Source organism: Streptomyces sp. NBC_01276, from assembly GCF_041435355.1.
Taxonomy (GTDB): domain Bacteria; phylum Actinomycetota; class Actinomycetes; order Streptomycetales; family Streptomycetaceae; genus Streptomyces.
In genome coordinates this window covers 1,454,139-1,473,326 of sequence record NZ_CP108442.1, presented here as the reverse complement: position 1 = coordinate 1,473,326, position 19,188 = coordinate 1,454,139, and the positions used below count along the sequence as shown (strand labels likewise).

Here is a 19,188-nt window from a genome sequence, read left to right as displayed (position 1 = left end):
ACGACCGCACAGGAGCACCCATGGAACCCCAGGTGACGGACCGCCCGAGAAGTCCCGGTACGAGATCCTCGTCGGCGACGCCGGTACCGAGACCGCGGGTACCGAGACCGCGGGCTTCGCCGAGTACCACCTCTCGGAGGGCGAGATCGCCTTCATCCACACCGAGACCGACAGCCGGTTCGCGGGCCGGGGCCTGGGCGGGCTGCTCGCCCGTGGGGCCCTTGACGACGCCCGGGACCGAGGGCTGCGCGTCCTGCCGTACTGCCCGTTCATCCGGGGCTGGATCGGCAAGCACCCCGAATACACCGACCTGGTGCCCGAGGCGCGGCGTGCCCGCTTCGGCCTGTGAAGCGCCGCGCATCCGCCTCCGGCACCTCCCACCCCATCCCGTTTCACGCACCCCGGAGTTCTCCCATGCCCCGACACGCCCGCCCCACCGTCGTCCTGGTCCACGGCGCCTTCGCCGACGCTTCCGGCTTCGCCCGCGTCGTCCCCGAACTGATCGCCGCCGGGCTGGACGTGGTGGCCCCCGCGGTGCCCAACCGCGGCCTCGTCGAGGACGCCGCGTACGTCGCCTCCGTGATCCGTGCCGTCGAAGGCCCCGTGATCCTGGTGGGGCACTCCTACGGCGGCGCCGTGATCACCCTCGCCGGGACGGAGGACAACGTCCGCGCATTGGTGTACCTCGCGGGATACGCGCTGGAGGAGGGCGAGAGCCTGGCCGAACTGCAGGGCCGCTTCCCCGACTCCGGCCTCGCCGACGCGCTCGTCCACACCCCGTTCCCGGTGGCCGGTTCCACCGAGAGCGGCACCGACGTCTCGGTGGCGGTCGACCGGTTCCCCGCCCTGTTCGCCGCGGACGTCGACCCCGGACTCGCCGCGGTGCTCGCCGTCTCCCAGCGCCCCCTGGCAGCACGTGCCTTCACGGAGGCGGCGCCGGTCGCCGCGTGGAAGACCAAGCCTTCGTGGGGCCTGGTCGCCTCCTCCGACCGCACGATCAACCCCGATGTGGAGCGCTACGGCTACGAGCGCGCCGGCATGACCACCGTCGAGGTCGACTCCTCCCACCTGGTCATGCTCGCCCGGCCCAAGGCCGTGGCGGAGCTGATCCAGGACGCGATCCGGGCCACCGCCCCATGACGTGATCGTTCGGAGTCGAACGATTAGTCGATGTTGTTCGAGCGCTGGTAGCTTCTGATCGCCCCGAGAACCCTTCGGCGGGCGATCGGAGGAGATGCACCCATGAGGTTCGGCGCGAGGCCCGCGCTCGCCGTCATCGCCCTCGCCGCCCTTGCCACCCTCGCCGCCGCCTGTGGTGTTCCGCAGGACGGCGCGTCGCCGTCGCACACCACCGCGGACTGCGGGCAGTACGCCCGGTACGGCAAGCACCCCGGCACCCAGGTCACCGTCTACGCGGAGAACCGGGACCGGGAGGCCGACCTGTTCGAAGAGACCTGGGCGGACTTCGCGCACTGCACGGGAATCGACGTCCAGTACGAGGGGGACGGGGAGTTCGAGGCCCAGATACAGGTCCGGGTCGACGGCGGGAATGCGCCCGACGTGGCGTTCTTCCCTCAGCCCGGCCTCCTGGAACGCTTCGCGCGGGCAGGGCAGCTCAAGCCCGCGAGCCCCGGGGTCGCGGCCCTCGCGAAGCAGGGCTGGTCGGCCGACTGGAACAGCTACGCGACCGTGGACGGCACCCTCTACGGCACGCCACTGGTCGCGAACGTGAAGTCGTTCGTCTGGTACTCCCCGAAGTTCTTCCGCGACAGGGGACTGAGCGTTCCCCGCACGTGGTCCGAGCTGATGGCCGTGACGGAGAAGGTCGCGGCGTCGGGCGTCAAGCCGTGGTGCGCGGGCATCGGGTCCGCCGACGCCACCGGCTGGCCCGTGACGGACTGGATCGAGGACGTCCTGCTGCGCCAGCAGGGCACGGACGTCTACGACCAGTGGGTCTCCCACAAGATCCCGTTCAACGATCCGCGCGTGATCAAGGCCATGGACACCGCGGGGTCCATCCTCAAGAACGACCGGTACGCCAACGGCGGTTTCGGTCCGGCCCGGTCGATGGCGTCGATCTCCTTCCAGGAAGCCGGCACACCGATTCTCCACGGCGACTGCGCGATGCACCGCCAGGCCTCGTTCTATGCCGATCTATGGCCCAAGGGCACCCGGATCGGACCGGACGGGGACGTCTCCGCCTTCCTCCTGCCGGGGGACGACCCGGTCGACCACCCCGTACTGGGCGGTGGCGTGTTCACCGCGGCGTTCGCCGACCGCCCCGAGGTACGGGCGTTCCAGGAGTATCTGGCCTCGGCGGACTTCGCGAACGCGCGCATGAAGAAGGGCCCGTTCGTCTCGGCGAACAGGGGCGTGGATCCGGCGAACGCCGCGACCCCGGTCGACAGGCTCTCGATCCAGCTGCTCCAGGATCCCGGGACACGGTTCAGGTTCGACGGTTCGGACCTGATGCCGGCGTCGGTCGGCGCCGGGACGTTCTGGAAGGGAGCCGTCGACTGGATCGGCGGCGCGAGCTCCCGGCAGTTCGCCGACTCCGTCGAACGGTCCTGGCCCGGCCGCTGATGTCGTTCGACGCCGTCGCCCAGCAGCCCAAGCTGCTGTACCTGCTCCAGGGCGTCGCCGCCTTCGCGGCGGTGGTCTCCCTGATCCTGCTGGCGCTGCACCGGGGGCCGGGACGGAGCAGGGCCGCGGCCCTGCTCCTGCTGGCCCCCGCGCTGCTGCTGCTCACGATCGGTCTCCTCCTGCCCGGTCTGCGCACCCTGGCGCTGTCGTTCACCGACAGCGGGGGAGACGCGTGGGCCGGGTTCGACAACTACGAGTGGATGGTCACCGACCCTCGGGCGCTGGTGGCGCTGCGCAACACCCTGGCGTGGGTGGTGCTCGTGCCGCTGACGGCGACCGCGGTCGGTCTCCTCTACGCGGCGGCCGTCGTACGCTCGCGTTTCAGAGCGTTCGCGCTGTCCCTCGTCCTGACGCCGATGGCGATCTCCTCCGTCGGCGCGGGTGTCGTCTGGAAGTTCGTCTATGCCTACCGTCCCGCGGAGGGCGGGCAGATCGGGCTGCTGAACCAGCTCGTCGTCGCCCTCGGCGGCGAACCGCGGCAATGGCTCGCCGACCCTCCCTGGAACGTCCTGTTCCTCATGGTGGCGATGGTGTGGACACAGGCGGGCTTCGCGGCCGTCCTGCTGGCCGGCGCGATCAGGGCCGTTCCCGGTGAGCTGACGGAGGCGGCCCGACTCGACGGCGCGTCCCCCCGGCAGATCTTCTGGCGGATCACCATGCCGTCGATCAGGCCCACGCTGCTCGTCGTGGTCCTCGCCCAGGCGATCGGCACCTTCAAGGCCTTCGACATCGTCAAGACCATGACCGGTGGACAGTTCGGCACGGGCGTCATCGCCCACGAGATGTACGACCAGGCCTTCCGCTACGGCGAGACGGGCCGCGGTGCGGCGCTCGCCGTACTCCTCTTCGTCCTCGTCATCCCCTTCGTCGCCCACCAGGTCCGGGCGCGGCGGAGGGCGGGGTGAACGGCGTCCGGGAACGTCTTGCCTCCCGCGCCCTCACGTCGGTCGCCGTGGTGATCGCGGTCTTCTGGACGACGCCGACCCTCGGTCTCCTGCTCTCCTCCTTCCGCCCCGAGGAGGAGATCAAGACGACGGGCTGGTGGACGCTGTTCGGCACGCCCCACCTCACGCTCGACAACTACGGCGAGGTGCTGTCCGGCGGCGGCAACGGGTCGGGGCGGCTCGTGGAGTACCTCGTCAACTCCGTCGTCATCACCCTTCCCTCGGTGCTGTTCCCGCTGGTCCTGGCCTTCTTCGCGGCGTACGCCCTGGCCTGGATCGACTTCAGGGGACGGGACGCGCTCGTCGTCGGTATCTTCGCCCTCCAGGCCGTGCCGCTCCAGATGGCGCTCGTCCCTCTCCTGAGGCTCTTCTCCCGGGGCTGGCTGTTCCTGCCCGCGTGGCACCTCACCGGCCCCGCGCGGTTCGGCCAGGTCTGGTTCGCCCACACGGTCTTCGCGCTGCCGTTCGCGGTGTTCCTCCTGCACAACTTCCTGGCAGGGCTGCCCCGGGACCTGATCGAAGCCGCCCGCGTCGACGGCGCGTCGCACGGGACGCTGCTGCTCCGGATCGTGCTGCCCCTGACCCGCCCGGCCCTGGTCACCTTCGCGGTCATCCAGTTCATCTGGGTCTGGAACGACCTCCTCGTGGCACTGACGCTGTCCGGCGGAACGGCCGAGACCGCACCGGTGACGGTCAGACTGGCGAGCATGGCCGGGACGTACGGCAACGAGTGGCAGCGGCTCACCGCGGGTGCCTTCGTGGCGGCGTTCGTCCCGCTGCTCGTCTTCTTCTGCCTCCGGCGGCACTTCGCACGGGGACTGCTGGCCGGATCGGTCAAGGGATGAGCTCCGACCGGACCGGGGCAGAACGCGTGGCGGCGCCCGGGAGCGAGGGGTCGAGCCGGCCCGGGCTGAGGGGCCGCGAAGCCGAGCTGGAGCGGCTGCGCGCCCTGGTCGAGGCGGTGCGCGACGGCGAGGGCGGAGCGATCGCGGTCCTCCTGGGCGAGCCCGGGATCGGGAAGACCGTACTGCTGCAGGAGACCGTCTCGATCGCACGGGCCCATGGATTCCTCGTCAGCCATGGACGCGCCGAGGAACTGCACGAGCTGGCACCCCTCGCCTCACTGGCCTCGGGTCTCCTGCACGGTGACCCGCCCCTGCTGGCCCGTACGGACTTCGCAGACCTCGCCGGCCACCACGACCAGCGCATCTGGCTCGTCGAACGGCTGGCCCAGCTGATCGAGGAGCGCTCGGCGGGCACGCCCGTACTGATCGCGGTCGACGACGTCCAATGGGCCGACCCGCTGAGCCGGTTCGCCCTGAGCGTCATGCCGGCACGGCTGCTCGGCTCCCCGGTCCTGTGGCTGCTCGCGGGCAGGAACGACCCGGAACTGTACGGGCACGGGCCGCGGACGACGACCCTCCCCCTGCGGCCGCTGTCCGGGACGGCCCTGGCCGAGCTGGCACGCGACATCCTCGGCGCTGACCTGCCCGCGCAGGTCGAGGAGCTCCTCGACGGGGCCGGAGGCAATCCCTTCCTCGCGGCCGAGATGCTCTCGGGCATCGCGGCATCGGGCGCGGACCGGCCGGAACCGCCCGAGCGGCTGGTCCTGGGCGTACGCGGCCGACTGGCCGACCTCCGGCCGGACACCCTCCACTTCCTGCGGATCGGCTCGGTACTCGGCCGCGCGTTCTCGCTCGCGGACGCCGCCGCCCTGTGCGGCCGGCCCGCCTCCGGACTCAGCACCGAAGTGGACGAGGCGATCGCAGCCGCCCTCCTCCACGACGACGGCGAACGCCTCCTGTTCCGCCACGACCTGCTCCGCCAGGCGGTGTACGCCGACCTCGCCCCCTCCGTGCGCCGGGCGCTGCACCGGGAGGCCGCGAGCCGGCTCGTCGCGGCGGGCCGGAGCTCCGGCGACGCGGTCCCGCATCTGCTGAAGAGCGCCGACCCCGGCGACCTGGAGGCGGTCGGGCTGCTCGGCACGGCCGCCCAGGACGTGATCGCCGTGATGCCCGACCTCGCCGCCGACCTGGCCGTACGCGCCCTGGAACTCGTACCGGCCCACGCGCCCATGCTGTTCGACGTGGGAGAACGGGCCGTCGTCGCGCTGACCCGCGCGGGCCGGTACACCCGGGCACGGGCCACCGGCGACGCGCTGCTCGCCCGGCAGCCGCCCCTGGACGTCTTCGCCCGTCTGCAGTCCGTACTCGGCGACACCCTGTGGCACCTCGACGACGTCCACGAGCTGACCCGCCGCTCGACGGCAGCGCTGGCAGCCGTCACCGACCCGGCGATCCGCGCCCGGCTCACCGCCCGGCAGGCCCTGGCCCGGTCCCGCGGGAGCGACCTCGGGGCCGCCCGCGAGACCGGCGAACGAGCGCTCGCCGAGGCGGAGCGGGCCGGTGACCGGGAGGCCCGCGTCCTCGCGCTCTGGGGCCTCGGCGAGATCGCGCTCAACGCCGGCGACTGCGCCGCCGCCGTCGAACACCACACGGTCCTGAGCGTGTTCGACACGGCCTTCCTCCCCGAGGAGGCCGTCGCCCGGATCCACATCGACGACTTCGAGACCGTACGGCGACTGCTCCGGACCGCGGGCGACGCTCCCCTGCGCCCCGCGATGCTGATCTGGGCCCAGGGAACCCTGAACATGGGACTCGGCCGGCTCGACGACGCGGACGCCGACTTCGTCACCGCCGAGCGGCTCGAAGCGGACCTCCACGTGCCCGGCAACCTGGTCAACATCCGCGTCAACCGCGGTCTCCTCGCGATGCTGCGCGGCGACCGCGAAGCCGCGCGGGAACACCTGGACGTCGTGAGGGCGACCGTGGCCGACCGGCCGAACACGGGCAACCACGCCACGCACCGGTACTTCGAGGCCGTCGTCGCGGATTCCGACGGCGACCACGCGGCAGCGGCCGAACTGGTCCGGTCCGTACAGAGGGACCACCCCTTCCTCCGGTGGCGGCTCCTGCGCCCCCATGTCGTCCAGGCCGTGCGGATCGCCCTGCGCGGCGGGGACCGGAAGCTGGCCGAGGACCTCGCCGCCCAGGCCGCCGAACACGCCGCCCGCCACCCCACCGTGCCGACCGCCCAGGGGACGGCCTCCCACGCGGCCGCCCTGGTGAACGCCGACCACGGACTCCTGGAGCGGGCGGTCCGCATCCTCCTCAGCGGCCCCCGGCCGCTGCCTCTCGCCGCCGCGTCCGCCGACCTCGGGCGCGCGCTGCTGACCTTGGGCGAAGCCGCTGCGACACCTGCCCTGACCAGGGCGTACGACATCTACGCCCAGGCGGGGGCCGACGCCGAGGCCGACCGGGTCCGGGCCGCACTGGAACGGGCCACAAGCCGCCCCGGCCGGCGCACCGGACACCTGCGGCCACGCGCCGACCAGGGCTGGGACGCGCTCACGGCCTCGGAACGCAAGGTGGCCCGGTTGATCGCCGCGGGCCACACCAACCGGTCGGCCGCTGAGGCCCTCGTCGTCTCCCCGCATACGGTCAGCACCCATCTGGCGTCGATCTTCCGCAAGCTCGCGGTGCGCTCGCGGGTCCACCTGGCCCGGATCGTCCTCGCGGAGGACGACGCCGCAACGGCCACCGGCGGTTGAGCGACCTCTGCGCCCCCGTGCCAGGTGTGGTGCGCGGTACGGCAACAGGAGGTGCGGGACCGGTCCTAGCGTGACGGGCGTACCGCGCCGCTTCGACGCGCGGACCAGTCGACCCGAATCGAGGAAGCATCCCCATGCCGTACATCACCGTGGGCCAGGAGAACACCAACCCCGTCGAGCTGTACTTCGAGGACCAGGGAGCCGGGCAGCCCGTCGTCCTCATCCACGGCTTCCCGCTCGACGGCCGTTCCTGGGAGCGCCAGAGCGCCGCTCTGCTCGACGCCGGCCACCGCGTGATCACGTACGACCGCCGCGGTTTCGGGCAGTCCTCGCAGCCGGCCACCGGTTACGACTACGACACCTTCGCCGCAGACCTGAACACCGTGATGGAGACCCTCGACCTGAAGGATGCCGTCCTCGTCGGCTTCTCCATGGGCACCGGCGAGGTCGCCCGCTACGTCTCCACGTACGGCTCCGGCCGGGTCGCCAAGGTCGCCTTCCTGGCCTCGCTGGAACCCTGCCTGCTCAAGAGCGACGACAACCCGGACGGCGTCGCCCCGAAGGAGTTCTTCGACGGCGTCGTCGCCGCCGTCAAGGCCGACCGGTACGCCTACTACACGGCCTTCTTCAACGACTTCTACAACCTCGACGAGAACCTGGGCACCCGCATCAGCGAGGAGGCCGTCCGCCACAGCTGGAACACCGCGGCCCGCGGCGGCTCCTTCGCCGCGTCCGCCGCGCCGGCGACCTGGTACACCGACTTCCGCGCCGACATCCCCGCCGTCGACGTGCCGGCCCTGATCCTGCACGGCACCGCCGACCGCATCCTGCCGGCCGAGGGCACCGCGCGCCCCTTCCACGAGGCGCTTCCGTCCGCCGACTACGTCGAGATCGAGGGCGCCCCGCACGGTCTGCTGTGGACCCACGCCGAGGAGGTCAACACGGCCCTCCTCGCCTTCCTGGCGAAGTGACGAACCACTGTCGGCCGCCGGGTGACGCCGGAGGAGCCCCCGGCGTCACCCGGCCCCCGGTTCCCGGCGCGGGAACCGGACGAGCTCAGGAGAGCAGACACCCATGCAGTTCGGCATCTTCACCGTCGGGGACGTGACCCCCGACCCCACCGACGGCCGCACTCCGACCGAACGCGAGCGCATCAAGGCGATGGTCGCCATCGCGCTCAAGGCCGAGGAGGTCGGCCTGGACGTCTTCGCGACCGGCGAGCACCACAACCCGCCGTTCGTACCGTCGTCGCCGACCACCATGCTCGGCTACATCGCCGCACGCACGCGGAAGCTGATCCTGTCCACGTCCACGACGCTGATCACCACCAACGACCCGGTGAAGATCGCCGAGGACTACGCGATGCTCCAGCACCTGGCCGACGGCCGGGTCGACCTCATGCTGGGCCGCGGCAACACCGGTCCCGTGTACCCGTGGTTCGGCCAGGACATCCGCCAGGGAATCAACCTCGCCAAGGAGAACTACGCGTTGCTGCGCCGGCTGTGGCGCGAGGACGTCGTGGACTGGGAGGGCACGTTCCGTACGCCGCTCCAGGCCTTCACCTCGACACCGCGGCCCCTGGACGGCGTCCCGCCCTTCGTCTGGCACGGATCCATCAGGTCCCCCGAGGTCGCGGAGCAGGCCGCCTTCTACGGAGACGGCTTCTTCCACAACAACATCTTCTGGCCGGCCGACCACACCCGGCGCATGGTGCTGCTCTACCGGCGCCGGTTCGCGCACCACGGTCACGGCCGGCCCGAGGACGCCGTCGTCGGCCTGGGCGGCCAGGTCTTCATGCGCGAGAACTCCCAAGACGCCGTACGGGAGTTCCGGCCCTACTTCGACAACGCGCCGGTGTACGGCCACGGACCGTCGCTGGAGGACTTCACCGAGCAGACCCCGCTGACGGTGGGCTCTCCCCAGCAGGTCATCGAGCGGACCCTGTCCTTCCGGGAGACCGTCGGCGACTACCAGCGCCAGCTGTTCCTGATGGACCACGCGGGCCTGCCCCTGAAGACCGTCCTGGAACAGCTCGACATCCTCGGCGAAGAGGTCGTGCCCGTGCTGCGGCGGGAATTCGCGAAGGGGCGTCCGGCCGGCGTGCCGGACGCCCCCACGCACACGTCCCTCCGAGCCCTCCGGGAGGTGTCCGCCGCGTGAAGCTGACCGTCGTCTCCGCGGGGCTGAGCACCCCCTCCTCCACCCGCCTGCTCGCGGACCGGCTGGCCGCATCGGCCCGCGACGAACTCGCCGCCCGGGGGCGGGCGCCATCGACCGAGGTCGTGGAGCTGCGCGAACTGGCCGGCGACATCGCCGACCACCTCGTGACCGGGTTCCCACCGCCACGACTGAGCTCCGCGATCGACGCGGTGACGGCGGCCGACGGTCTGATCGTCGTGACCCCCGTGTTCGCGGCCTCCTACAGCGGTCTCTTCAAGTCCTTCTTCGATGTCATCGATCCGGATGCCCTCACCGGGAAGCCGGCCCTGATCGCGGCGACGGGCGGTACCGCCCGCCACTCCCTGGTCCTGGAGCACGCCGTGCGCCCGCTCTTCGCCCATCTCCGCGCCGTCGTCGTCCCCACCGCCGTGTTCGCGGCCTCCGGGGACTGGGGCTCGGGCGGAGACGAGTACACCGACGGCCTGCCCGGCCGCGTCCGCCGCGCGGGCGCCGAACTCGCCGCGCTCATGGCGGCGCGCCCGGTCGGAGAGGAGCCCGAGGACGACGTCACGGTCCTCGAACGGCAACTGGCCGACCTGCGCTTCGACTGAGAGGGGTCCCCGGGCCGGCCGACGGCGGGGTGGTGCACATGGTCCATACTGTTCCGCCGTACCGCACGAGGACCGAGCCCGTCCCGTGTGGCCCAGGCCGTCGGAATGAGCGTGAACCGAGTGACGACAAGGACCGTGCGCGAGGAGCCCGACGGCCTGCGGACACCCCTCCGCGGCAGGGACACCGAACTGGCGTTCATCGAGGCGCGGCTCGACGCGCTCGACCGGGGCGAAGGCGGGATCGTCCGTGTCGAGGGTCCCGCAGGCATCGGCAGGTCCAGGCTCCTCGCGGAGGCCGGGGCGGCCGCGAGGCGGCGCGGGACGCGGGTGTTCGAAGGGGCGGCGGACCCCGACGAACAGTTCGTGCCGCTCGGCCCCCTCCTCGAAGGCGTACTCGCCGGCGAGGAACCGCTGTCGGGCGCCCAGCGTCTGCGGGACCTCGCCACCACACCCGGCCAGCGGTTCTGGCTGCTTCAGGAGATGGGGGACGGCCTGCGGGCGGCGGCTCGGAAGGGACCCCTGCTCGTCGTCCTCGACGACCTCCAGTGGTGCGACGACCTGACCCTGCTCACCTTCCACACCCTCGCGGCGGGGCTCTCGTCGCACCCGATCCTGTGGCTGGTCGCCGTGCGCGGCGGCAACGTGCCGCCGGGGGTGCGCACGACCCTGGACAGGATCCGCCAGGCGGGCGCGCACGAGCTGCTCCTCGGGGCGCTCGGGGAGCGGGCGATCGCACGGATCACCGAGGACGTCCTGGGCGCCCCTCCCGACGGGGACGTCCTCCGTCTCGCCCATCGCGCCGAGGGGGTGCCGCAGTTGCTGGTCGAGCTGCTCGGCTCGCTGCCCGAGGAGGCGGTGACGATCGAGAACGGCACGGCCGGGCTGTCGGCCGGACCCCCCGCTCCACGTGAACTCCCCTCTGTCGTGCGCCGCCTCGGCCAGCTGTCCGGTGAGGCACGGGAGCTGGTGCAGACGGCGGCGGCCGTGGGCGGCCCGGTCACCGTCGCGCTGCTGGCCGAACTGCTCGGCAGGTCCTCGGCGGCGCTCATCGCAGCGGTACGGGAATCCCTCGACGCCGATCTGCTCGCCGAGAGCGGCGATCGCCTCGCGTTCCGCCACGACCTGATCCGCGAGGCGGTCGAAGCCGGCCTCCCCCTGCCCCTGCGTCAGGCCCTTCGCCGTCAGCTCGCCGGGCTGCCGCCGGGAAGCGCGGCCTCCTCCGTCGACCGTCCCGGGCCGTCGGCGGGGACGGCGGGCCCGGGAAACGCCGCGGAGGCCGACCGGCTGCGCACCGCCGCGGCGGAACTCGCGGCCACCGCTCCCGGACCGGCTGCCGAACGCAGTCTCAAGGCCCTGGAACTCACCGGGGCGCATGCTCCGGAGCGGCCGCGGGTCATCGCCGAGACGATCCCGTTGCTCTGGCAGACGGGCCGGGCCGCCGAGGCGTGGGAGCTGGGAGCCTCCGCACTGGCGGGCGGCGGTCTCGGGCCCGAGGACGAGGCGCGCATACGCCTCGCCCTGGCACGCCTCGCCGTGTCGTTCGACTTCTCCGAGGCGGTCCGGCAGGCCCGCGCCGGGGCGGCACTGCCCGGGATCTCCTTGGCCGCGAGAGGACGACTGCTCGCCATGCTCGCTGTCGGCCTGTCGATGTCGGGCGAGCACTCGGCGGCCGAGCGGGTCGCCGCGGAGGCGTGGGAGACCGCGGCGGCGGCGGGGGACCGTGCCGCCGAGGCCACGTTGACGACGGTCCGCTCGGCCGTCAGTTTCCATCGCATGGACCTGGCCGAGGCGTTCCGGCAGGCCGAGCGGTCCGCCGCGCTGGCCGACGCCCTGGGCGTCAGCACCTCGCTGTGGGTGCCGGAGGCCTTGTGGCACGCTCTCCTGTCGAACACCACCGGACGCACCGAAGAGGCGCTCGCCGCCGCGGAGGAGGGCATCCGGATCACCAGGGAGCAGGGCCGGACGGCCGCCACCCGCATGTGGCTCATGACCCGCTCCCGCATACTTCTGGACGTCGGACGGCTGACGGACGCCCGGGCCGACGCCGAAGCCGCGTCCGAGGCGACCGGCGGTCCCGGCCCGGGGAACCTCGCCGACGTCACACTCCGGTACGTGTTGATGCGCGTCGCCCTCCACACCGGCGACCAGCGGGCCGCACGGGCGTACGCGGCGGAGGCGAGGCGCATGCGGAGCGACGGCGCACCCGTCGTCCGGCACTTCGGCTCCTGGATGCTGGCACTGATGGCCGACTTCGAAGGCCGGCCCGACCGTGCCATGGCCGAACTCGACGAGGTGATGGCGTCGCCCGCCGCGGACCGGCCCGCCTACGCCGGCTTGATCGACCCTGCCGACGCCCCGGTGCTCGTCCGTCTGGCGCTGCGCGCCGGCGCGCACGAACGGGCCGCGCAGGCGGTCGCCCTGGCCGAGCGGCGAGCCGTGCTCAACCCCGGCCTCACCTTCCTCGCCGCCACCGCCGCGCACGCCCGGGGGCTCCTCGACAACGACCTCGGCCGGCTGGTACGCGCCGTCCGGCTGTACGAGGACTGCCCCCGGGTGCTGGCCCGGGCGTCGGCACTGGAGGACGCCGGACGCAAACTGGCGGCCACCCGCAAGCCCGAAGCGGTGCCGTACTTCGAGACGGCCCTCGCGCTCTATGCGCGAGCGGGCGCCGAACGGGACGGCGCGCGGGTGCGCCGGCGCCTGAGGGCCGCCGGTGTCCGCCGGCGGCCCTCGCCGGCCGGACTCACCGGCGAATGGCCCGAGCTGACGGCGGCGGAGACACGAGTGGTACGGCTCGTGGCCCGAGGGCTGAGCAACCGACAGGCGGCCGAGCACCTCTCCCTCTCACCGCACACGGTGAGTTCGCACCTGCGCCGGGCCTTCACCAAGCTGGACGTCACCTCGCGCGCGGAGCTGACCAGGCTGGCGAGGCTTCGTGACAGCGGAGAGTAATCCCTTCGTATCCCACATGGGTGTCATCGCAATGGACGATTCGTGTGATGTGCCGACGTCTTCGCTTCCTCAGAATGATCAAGAGCCGCGGAATGGAGAAGTCCGCGGGGACAGTTGATCGAGAGAGGAGCCGCGCATGACCGTAAGGCCCCAGCGAGCGCGCCCCGGCAGCCCCGAGCTCCAGGCACTCGTCGACGAGCTCGCGGAGCGGCTCGGCCGGTCCGTCGCCGTCGACGACCCGCTGGTCCGCATGGTCTGCACGAGCCGCCACTTCGGCGACGAGGACCCGGTGCGCATCGGCACCCTGTTGCAGGGCCGCGCCGACAACGCGACCATCCGCTACGTCCTCGCCCAGGGCGTGACCCGGTGGTCCAGGCCCGGATTCATCGACGGCCGTGACGACCTCGGGCTGCTGCCCCGTTACGTCGTGCCGCTGCGCAAGCGCGGGCATCTCCTCGGGCTGCTCCTGGTGGTCGTGCCCGCGAAGACGCTGGGGGAGGAGGAGACCGCCGCCATCGCCCGGGCCGCGGACGCCATGGCCGCCCAGATGTACGCAGAGCACATCTCCGGCGACACCCGGACGACCGACGAGCGGGACCTGGCCCTCGCACTCGTCGGCGGCGACGCCGGCGCACGCAGCACCGCGCGTCGACGCGGCAAGGAAGCCGGGCTGCTCGGGGCGGCGGAGCACGTCCTGGTCACCGTCGTCCGGCTGAGCTGCGGGACGGAGCTCGTTCGGCAGTCCGAGGCCGCCCTGTGGGCGGCGTTGGAGGGGTTCCGGCAGACGCGCTCCGCCCAGGGCCTCATCGCGATCGGCAAGGAGCGGGCGATGCTGCTCCAGCTCCGCGACCGGCCGCCGGGCCCGGACGAGGTCGCCGCCCAGTCCGCTCGCATCCTCGACGAACTCCGCACCTTCCTGGACCCGTCGGCGGACCCCGTGATCGGCGTCGGTGGCCGGCACGCCGGCCTGGACGACGCATGGACGTCGTACGAACAGGCGCTCGTGGCGGCCCGCGCGGCACGCCGACTGCCCGCCCTGAAGAACATCGGTGACTGGGAGTCGCTCGGGGAACTCGCCGTGCTGCTGCAGCTCCCCGAGCACGCCCTGAACGCGTCCCTGGTGCCGAAGCCGCTCCGTACCCTGGGCAAGGCCCATGGCGGCGACCGCCTGCGGGACACCCTGCGCCGCTTCCTCGAACACGCGGGATCGATTCCCAGGACCGCGGACACGCTGGGCATCCACCGCACCTCGCTCTACTACCGCCTGCGCCGGATCCAGGAGATCACCGGACTCGACCTCGACGACGGCGCCCACCGGCTCACTCTGCACCTCGGCCTCAGGATCGAGGAACTCCTCGCCCCGGGCGACGACCGGGCCGCCTGACCGCCGACCCGCTTCGACAAAGCGAGGAGGATCCACGGCCCGATTCCTACAGCGGGCGGTGGTGCGGGCGACGGGCCCCATTCGATGATGTCCGGGACGGGCGGGAACGGCACACCGCCTCTGACCAGGGGAGAGGTCATGAAGGAACTGATCACGACGGACGGAGTACGGCTCGCGTACCAGGACACCGGCGGCGCGGGCGTCCCGCTGGTGATGCTGCACGGCTGGGGGCAGACGCAGGCGGTGTTCCGCCACCAGATCGAGGGGCTGGCGCCCGGTCGTCGCGTCGTCACCGTCGACCTCCGCGGCCACGGCAAGTCCGGCACACCCCGTCACGGCTACCGCATCGCCCGGCTCTCCCGCGACGTGCTCGAACTCGTCGACCATCTCGGGCTGGCCCGCTTCGACGCACTGGGCTGGTCCATGGGCGTCTCGGTGTGGTGGAGCTTCGTCGACCAGTACGGGACCGGACGGATCCGGCGCTTCGTCGCCGTCGACCAGCCCGCGGCGGTCGCCGCCGTGCCCTGGATGACCGAGCGGGAACAGCGGGACGCCGGTGCCATCTTCGATGTGTCGGGGCTGTTGTACCTGGGCGCGGCACTCGCGGGGCCGGAAGGCGACACGGTCCTCGCCGACTTCGTGCGCGGCATGTTCACCGGCGAGCCCGACCCCGAGGTGCTGGCCTTCGTCGCCGGGGAGATCAGGTCGACACCCGCCCACGCGGGCGTACCGCTGCTGTTCGACCACTGCGCGCAGGACTGGCGCGACGTGCTTCCCCGGATCGACGTGCCGACCCTGGTGATCGGCTGTGAGGGAAGCCATGTGCACCCCGATTCGCAGCGCTTCGTCGCCGAGCGGATTCCCGGCGCACGCCTGCACGTCTTCGCCTCCGACGTGGCGAGCTCGCACTTCCCCTTCCTGGAGAACCCGCCGGCCTTCAACGCCGTGGTGGAGAAGTTCCTGGCCGAGGAGCCGGCGATCGGGGCGTGAACCCGCCCTCCGCCCGCGCGAACCCACGGCTAGGAATCCCGATGACTCTCACCCTGACGTCACGTGCGCCCGAACGGGTGCCCCGGCAAGCGTCTGATCCGACCCCGCCCCCCTCCCGCTCGGGGCGGCTGGTCCAGGTGCTTTCCGAGATGCCGGACACGAACGACCGCAACCACGTCTACCTCGGCGTCCATGTCCGTGGGCCCGTCACCGTGGTCCACGAGCGTGCCAAGAGTGCCAATGCCCTGTTGGAGCCGAACGACCTGGTCTTCTGCGACCCGGCCCGACAGCACCTGCTGCAGTTCGGCGAAGACTGCCAGATGATCTTCTTCCGGGTGCCCCGCTGCTACCTGGGCGTCACGGAGCCGGAACTGGACCAGGTGCTCGGCGTACCCGTACGCGGCGGGGAGGGGATCGGGGCGCTGGCGTCCGGCTTCCTGACCGCGCTCGCCGCCGAGGCGGAGTTCTGCCGCTCCACGATCGGGGACCGGCGTGCCCGGACGGCCGTACACCTCCTCTCCGTCCTGGTCATGGAGCTCCTCGAAGCGGACGTGACGGCCGGGGCCGACGGCGCGGCCGGGGCCGGCAACGAGATGCTGTCCCGTATCCGCGCCTACATCGAAGAACATCTGATGGACCCGGACCTGTCCCCCGAGTCGATCGCACGCGCCCACCACATCTCCGTCCGGTACCTGCAGAAGCTCTTCCAGAACGGCGGCAGCACGGTGAGCCAGTGGGTGCGACGGCGCAGGCTCGAGTTCTGCCGGTTCGAGCTGGGCCGCTCCCACCGGAGGATCACCATGGCCGCGGTGGCACGCCGCTGGGGCTTCAGCAGCCCCTCGCACTTCAGCCGCACGTTCCGCGGCGCCTACGGCATGAGTCCCAGCGAATGGCAGGCGCTGGCGACCTCGGCCTTCGCCCCGACGAATGCCGGCGCCCAGGAATGCCGGGCCGCGCCTCGGCCGTCGCCGTGACGACGCCCCACACGTGGCCCGACCCTGAGAAGAGGACGCGCATGACCAACCCCACCGTCGTCCTCGTGCACGGTGCCTTCGCCGACGCGACCGGCTGGATAGGCGTCATCGCGGAACTGCGGAGCAGCGGTATCCCGGTGATCGCTCCGTCGAACCCGCTCCGGGGCCTGACGTCGGACGCCGCCTACCTCGCCTCCGTCCTGACGCAGGTCGAGGGTCCGGCCGTACTCGTCGGCCACTCGTACGGCGGTGCGCTGATCACCGTGGCGGGCGGCGCGGAGAACGTCGTGGGGCTCGTCTACGTGGCCGCCTACGTGCCCCACGAGGGCGAGAGCCTCGGCCAGCTCCAGGGGAGCTTCCCCGAGCCCCCGCTGACGGGCAACCTGAAGGAGTGGACGTACCCGCTCCTCGACGGCGACTGCGCGGTCGAGGTCACCATCGAGGAGACGGCCTTCCCCTCCGTCTTCGCGGCGGACGTGCCCGAGGCCGTGGCCGGCGTCCTCGCGGCGACCCAACGCCCGCTCGCCACGGCCGCGTTCACCGACAGCGCGTCCGCGGCGGCGTGGCGCACGAAACCGTCCTGGGCCCTGGTGGCCGGGGCGGACCGCACGATCAGCCCCGAGGTCCAGCGCTTCGGCGCCGCACGGGCCGGAGCCGTCGTGGTCGAACTCCCGCACGCCTCCCACGCCGTCGTCCTGTCCGAGCCCACGCGGGTCGCCGACCTGATCAGAGTCGCCGTCCGGGCAACGAGCTGACCAACCGGCCTCCGCGACCCCAGGAGCGGCCCCACGACCGCCGCCGGGCCTGCGCAACCGGTTCGCGCATGGGCCTACAGCCAGTCCCGGCGCTTGAAAACAGCGTACAAACTGACGCACCCCCAACGGAGGCTGCCCCTGGGGAGACACGGCCTAGGCGTACAGGGTGACTCGTTCCTTCGTTGCGACGGCGAGTACGGAGGAGTCGGGGGAGAATGCCAGCGAGGCGACGGCCCCGTCATGGGGGACGGGGGCGCCGAGCTGGCCGCCAGTGGCGGCGTCCCACAGGCGCAGGGTTCCGTCCGTGTCACCGGTCGCGAGAGTCCGGCCGTCGGGGGAGAACGCCACCGCCGGAACCGCCCCGGAATGGTCCGCGAGGGGGATGCCGATCGGCTCCCCGGTGGTGGCATCCCACAACCGGACGGTCCCGGCGATGTCGCCGGTCGCGAGAAGGCGGCCGTCCGGTGAGAAGGCCAGGGCGAGGGAGCCCGCGCCGATACCGCCGAGCGGAACGTCGATCCATGATCGGCCCACCGTGTCCCACAGCCACACGGTTCCGTCGCGGCCTCCGCCGGCGAGGAGGGTGCCCTTCGGCGAGTACGCCACGAACGTGATGTCTCCGCCGTGATCGACGAGGGGAGCGCCGATGAGATCGCCGGTGACCGTGTTCCGTAGTCGCACGGTGCCGTCGGCACCGCCGGTGGCGAGGATGACGCCGTCTGGGGAGAACGCCATGGAGAGGACGGCATTCTCGTGGGTAGGGAGGGGGCCGTGGCGCAGGGTGCGCAGGATGGGGTCCCACAGTTGCACGGCGCCGTCGTCGCTGCCGATCGCGAGGACGTCCGCGGCGAACGCCACCGTGTGGACGTCGGTGTCGTGCAGGAGTCCGCCCAGCTCCAGGGGGTGGCCCGCGTGGAGTCGGCGGTGCAGCATCGCCCGGACGGCGAGGGGCAGCGGTGCGGGCGGCTGCGGGGACGATGTGCTGTCCGGGGTATCCGGTTTCCGGGGCCGTGTGGGGGAGTCCTCGTACCGGAGCCGTGTGGTCGGCTCTTCCCCGAGCGCCACGGACGCGTCCGTTTCCCCCGGCCGTACGGAGGTGCCCTCTTCCCAGAGTCGTACGTTGGTGTCCTCGCCTCCGGTGACGAGGCGGCGTCCTCCGGGGGAGAACGCCACGGCCCAGACGGGTCCGGTGTGCCCAGTCACGGGATCACCGATCGGGGTGCGGCCGGTGGCATCCCAGAACCGGAGCGTGCCGTCCTTGCCCGCCGTGACGAGCAGAGTGCCGTCCGGGGAGAACGCCAGAGCGTGCACGGACGCGGTGTGCCCCGCAGGGAGGATGACAGCCTCCGCGCGGGTGGTGAGGTTCCAGAGCCGGACGGCGGTGTCCTCGCCTCCGGTGGCGAGGAGGCGGCCGTCGGGAGAGATCGCGAGGGCCCGGATGGATCCGGCCGGGCCTGTGAGGGGCTCGCCGATCTGAGTACCGGTGGCGACGTCCCACAGCCGCACGCCGCTGTCGTCGCCCGCGGTGGCGAGAAGACGGCCGTCTGGTGAGAATGAGACCGCCCACACGGTGGCCTCGTGACCTTTGAAGGGCACGAGAGCCGGTGGCGGGGCGGCCGTGTCCCACATCAGCACGAGTCCTTCGCGGTTGCCGAAGACGACGCGGTCGCCGTCCGGCGAGAACGCGACCGACAACGCCACCGACAATGCGGCCCTGTCGCTGATGCGTATCTCGCTGATCACCCTGTGCGTGGCGAGGTTCCAGAGCCGCACGGCGCCGTCGCCGCTCGCGGTGACGAGGCGGCCGCCGTCCGGGGAGAACGCCAGGGACACGACGGGTCCGTCATGGCCGGTGAGGACGTCTCCACGTCTGAAGGAGACTGGACGGGGTCCGGACGGCCGAGGCGAGGGTGGCGCCGGGTGGCGGCGAGCCTGCGTACGGAGGGTATTGAGGGACTGCCAGCAGGCGCGCCAAGGGGTGAGTTCCTCGTCGCGCCGGCCGGGCGGCGCGCACTCCTCCCCGTACTCGTCCCAGGACATCACGGCCCGCACCAGCCAGATCAGCTTGTCCAGCGAGATGAACTGTCCGCCGGCGAAGACCTTACTCATGGTCCCTTTGGAGCACGCGCTGGCGGCATCGCCGACGACCTTCAGGCCGCGGGCAC

Annotated in this window: 14 protein-coding genes and 1 pseudogene; 14 read left to right on the top strand and 1 reads right to left on the bottom strand. The window is 72.2% G+C overall.

Going from position 1 to position 19,188, the window contains the following annotated elements:
* The first annotated feature begins 20 nt into the window (after positions 1-20).
* From OG295_RS06175 to OG295_RS06110, 14 genes and pseudogenes are all read left to right on the top strand, one after another.
* Positions 21-349: pseudogene (locus OG295_RS06175) on the top strand (GNAT family N-acetyltransferase).
* Between the two features lie 65 nt (positions 350-414).
* Entirely contained in the window at positions 415-1,140 is a 726-nt protein-coding gene (locus OG295_RS06170; protein WP_371675934.1) for an alpha/beta fold hydrolase, read from the top strand.
* A gap of 102 nt (positions 1,141-1,242) precedes the next feature.
* A complete protein-coding gene (locus OG295_RS06165; RefSeq protein ID WP_371675933.1) occupies positions 1,243-2,583 on the top strand; it encodes an ABC transporter substrate-binding protein in 1,341 nt (446 codons plus the stop codon).
* The gene (locus OG295_RS06160) at positions 2,583-3,548 is read left to right on the top strand and encodes a carbohydrate ABC transporter permease (protein WP_371675932.1); all 966 of its coding nucleotides are present in this window, start codon (positions 2,583-2,585) and stop codon (positions 3,546-3,548) included. The genes OG295_RS06165 and OG295_RS06160 overlap by 1 nt, the downstream gene beginning before the upstream one ends.
* The gene (locus OG295_RS06155) at positions 3,545-4,432 is read left to right on the top strand and encodes a carbohydrate ABC transporter permease (RefSeq protein ID WP_371675931.1); all 888 of its coding nucleotides are present in this window, start codon (positions 3,545-3,547) and stop codon (positions 4,430-4,432) included. The genes OG295_RS06160 and OG295_RS06155 overlap by 4 nt, the downstream gene beginning before the upstream one ends.
* Positions 4,429-7,197 carry an AAA family ATPase gene (locus OG295_RS06150; RefSeq protein WP_371675930.1) on the top strand — a complete coding sequence of 923 codons (2,769 nt, stop codon included), beginning with the start codon at positions 4,429-4,431 and terminating at the stop codon, positions 7,195-7,197. The genes OG295_RS06155 and OG295_RS06150 overlap by 4 nt, the downstream gene beginning before the upstream one ends.
* 134 nt (positions 7,198-7,331) lie before the next feature.
* Positions 7,332-8,168 (top strand): alpha/beta fold hydrolase, encoded by an 837-nt coding sequence (locus OG295_RS06145; protein WP_371675929.1) that lies wholly within the window; start codon positions 7,332-7,334, stop codon positions 8,166-8,168.
* Positions 8,169-8,271: 103 nt separating this feature from the next.
* Positions 8,272-9,357 (top strand): LLM class flavin-dependent oxidoreductase, encoded by a 1,086-nt coding sequence (locus OG295_RS06140; protein WP_371675927.1) that lies wholly within the window; start codon positions 8,272-8,274, stop codon positions 9,355-9,357.
* On the top strand, positions 9,354-9,968 hold the full coding sequence (locus tag OG295_RS06135) for an FMN reductase (RefSeq protein WP_371675926.1): 615 nt from the start codon (positions 9,354-9,356) through the stop codon (positions 9,966-9,968). The genes OG295_RS06140 and OG295_RS06135 overlap by 4 nt, the downstream gene beginning before the upstream one ends.
* Positions 9,969-10,088: 120 nt before the next feature.
* Positions 10,089-12,920 carry a helix-turn-helix transcriptional regulator gene (locus tag OG295_RS06130; protein WP_371675925.1) on the top strand — a complete coding sequence of 944 codons (2,832 nt, stop codon included), beginning with the start codon at positions 10,089-10,091 and terminating at the stop codon, positions 12,918-12,920.
* Positions 12,921-13,056: 136 nt separating this feature from the next.
* Positions 13,057-14,304, top strand: a complete 1,248-nt coding sequence (locus OG295_RS06125; RefSeq protein ID WP_371675924.1) for a PucR family transcriptional regulator — start codon at positions 13,057-13,059, stop codon at positions 14,302-14,304.
* Between the two features lie 138 nt (positions 14,305-14,442).
* Positions 14,443-15,294: an alpha/beta fold hydrolase gene (locus OG295_RS06120; RefSeq protein ID WP_371675923.1), complete on the top strand. Its 852-nt coding sequence runs from the start codon at positions 14,443-14,445 to the stop codon at positions 15,292-15,294.
* A gap of 149 nt (positions 15,295-15,443) precedes the next feature.
* The gene (locus tag OG295_RS06115) at positions 15,444-16,268 is read left to right on the top strand and encodes a helix-turn-helix domain-containing protein (protein WP_371675922.1); all 825 of its coding nucleotides are present in this window, start codon (positions 15,444-15,446) and stop codon (positions 16,266-16,268) included.
* A gap of 41 nt (positions 16,269-16,309) precedes the next feature.
* The gene (locus tag OG295_RS06110; RefSeq protein WP_371675921.1) at positions 16,310-17,023 is read left to right on the top strand and encodes an alpha/beta fold hydrolase; all 714 of its coding nucleotides are present in this window, start codon (positions 16,310-16,312) and stop codon (positions 17,021-17,023) included.
* Positions 17,024-17,176: 153 nt separating this feature from the next.
* Here OG295_RS06110 and OG295_RS06105 read toward each other — a convergent pair whose 3' ends face one another.
* On the bottom strand, positions 17,177-19,132 hold the full coding sequence (locus tag OG295_RS06105) for a WD40 repeat domain-containing protein (protein ID WP_371675920.1): 1,956 nt from the start codon (positions 19,130-19,132) through the stop codon (positions 17,177-17,179).
* Positions 19,133-19,188 lie beyond the last annotated feature (56 nt).

What these genes read in the sequence shown, in the direction of transcription:
- OG295_RS06165 (WP_371675933.1), top strand. Translation starts at nt 1,243, where the DNA reads ATGAGGTTCGGCGCGAGGCCCGCGCTCGCCGTCATCGCCCTCGCCGCC.
- OG295_RS06105 (WP_371675920.1), bottom strand. Translation starts at nt 19,132, where the DNA reads ATGAGTAAGGTCTTCGCCGGCGGACAGTTCATCTCGCTGGACAAGCTG.
- OG295_RS06140 (WP_371675927.1), top strand. Translation starts at nt 8,272, where the DNA reads ATGCAGTTCGGCATCTTCACCGTCGGGGACGTGACCCCCGACCCCACC.
- OG295_RS06120 (WP_371675923.1), top strand. Translation starts at nt 14,443, where the DNA reads ATGAAGGAACTGATCACGACGGACGGAGTACGGCTCGCGTACCAGGAC.
- OG295_RS06170 (WP_371675934.1), top strand. Translation starts at nt 415, where the DNA reads ATGCCCCGACACGCCCGCCCCACCGTCGTCCTGGTCCACGGCGCCTTC.
- OG295_RS06115 (WP_371675922.1), top strand. Translation starts at nt 15,444, where the DNA reads ATGCCGGACACGAACGACCGCAACCACGTCTACCTCGGCGTCCATGTC.
- OG295_RS06150 (WP_371675930.1), top strand. Translation starts at nt 4,429, where the DNA reads ATGAGCTCCGACCGGACCGGGGCAGAACGCGTGGCGGCGCCCGGGAGC.
- OG295_RS06145 (WP_371675929.1), top strand. Translation starts at nt 7,332, where the DNA reads ATGCCGTACATCACCGTGGGCCAGGAGAACACCAACCCCGTCGAGCTG.
- OG295_RS06110 (WP_371675921.1), top strand. Translation starts at nt 16,310, where the DNA reads ATGACCAACCCCACCGTCGTCCTCGTGCACGGTGCCTTCGCCGACGCG.
- OG295_RS06125 (WP_371675924.1), top strand. Translation starts at nt 13,057, where the DNA reads ATGACCGTAAGGCCCCAGCGAGCGCGCCCCGGCAGCCCCGAGCTCCAG.
- OG295_RS06160 (WP_371675932.1), top strand. Translation starts at nt 2,583, where the DNA reads ATGTCGTTCGACGCCGTCGCCCAGCAGCCCAAGCTGCTGTACCTGCTC.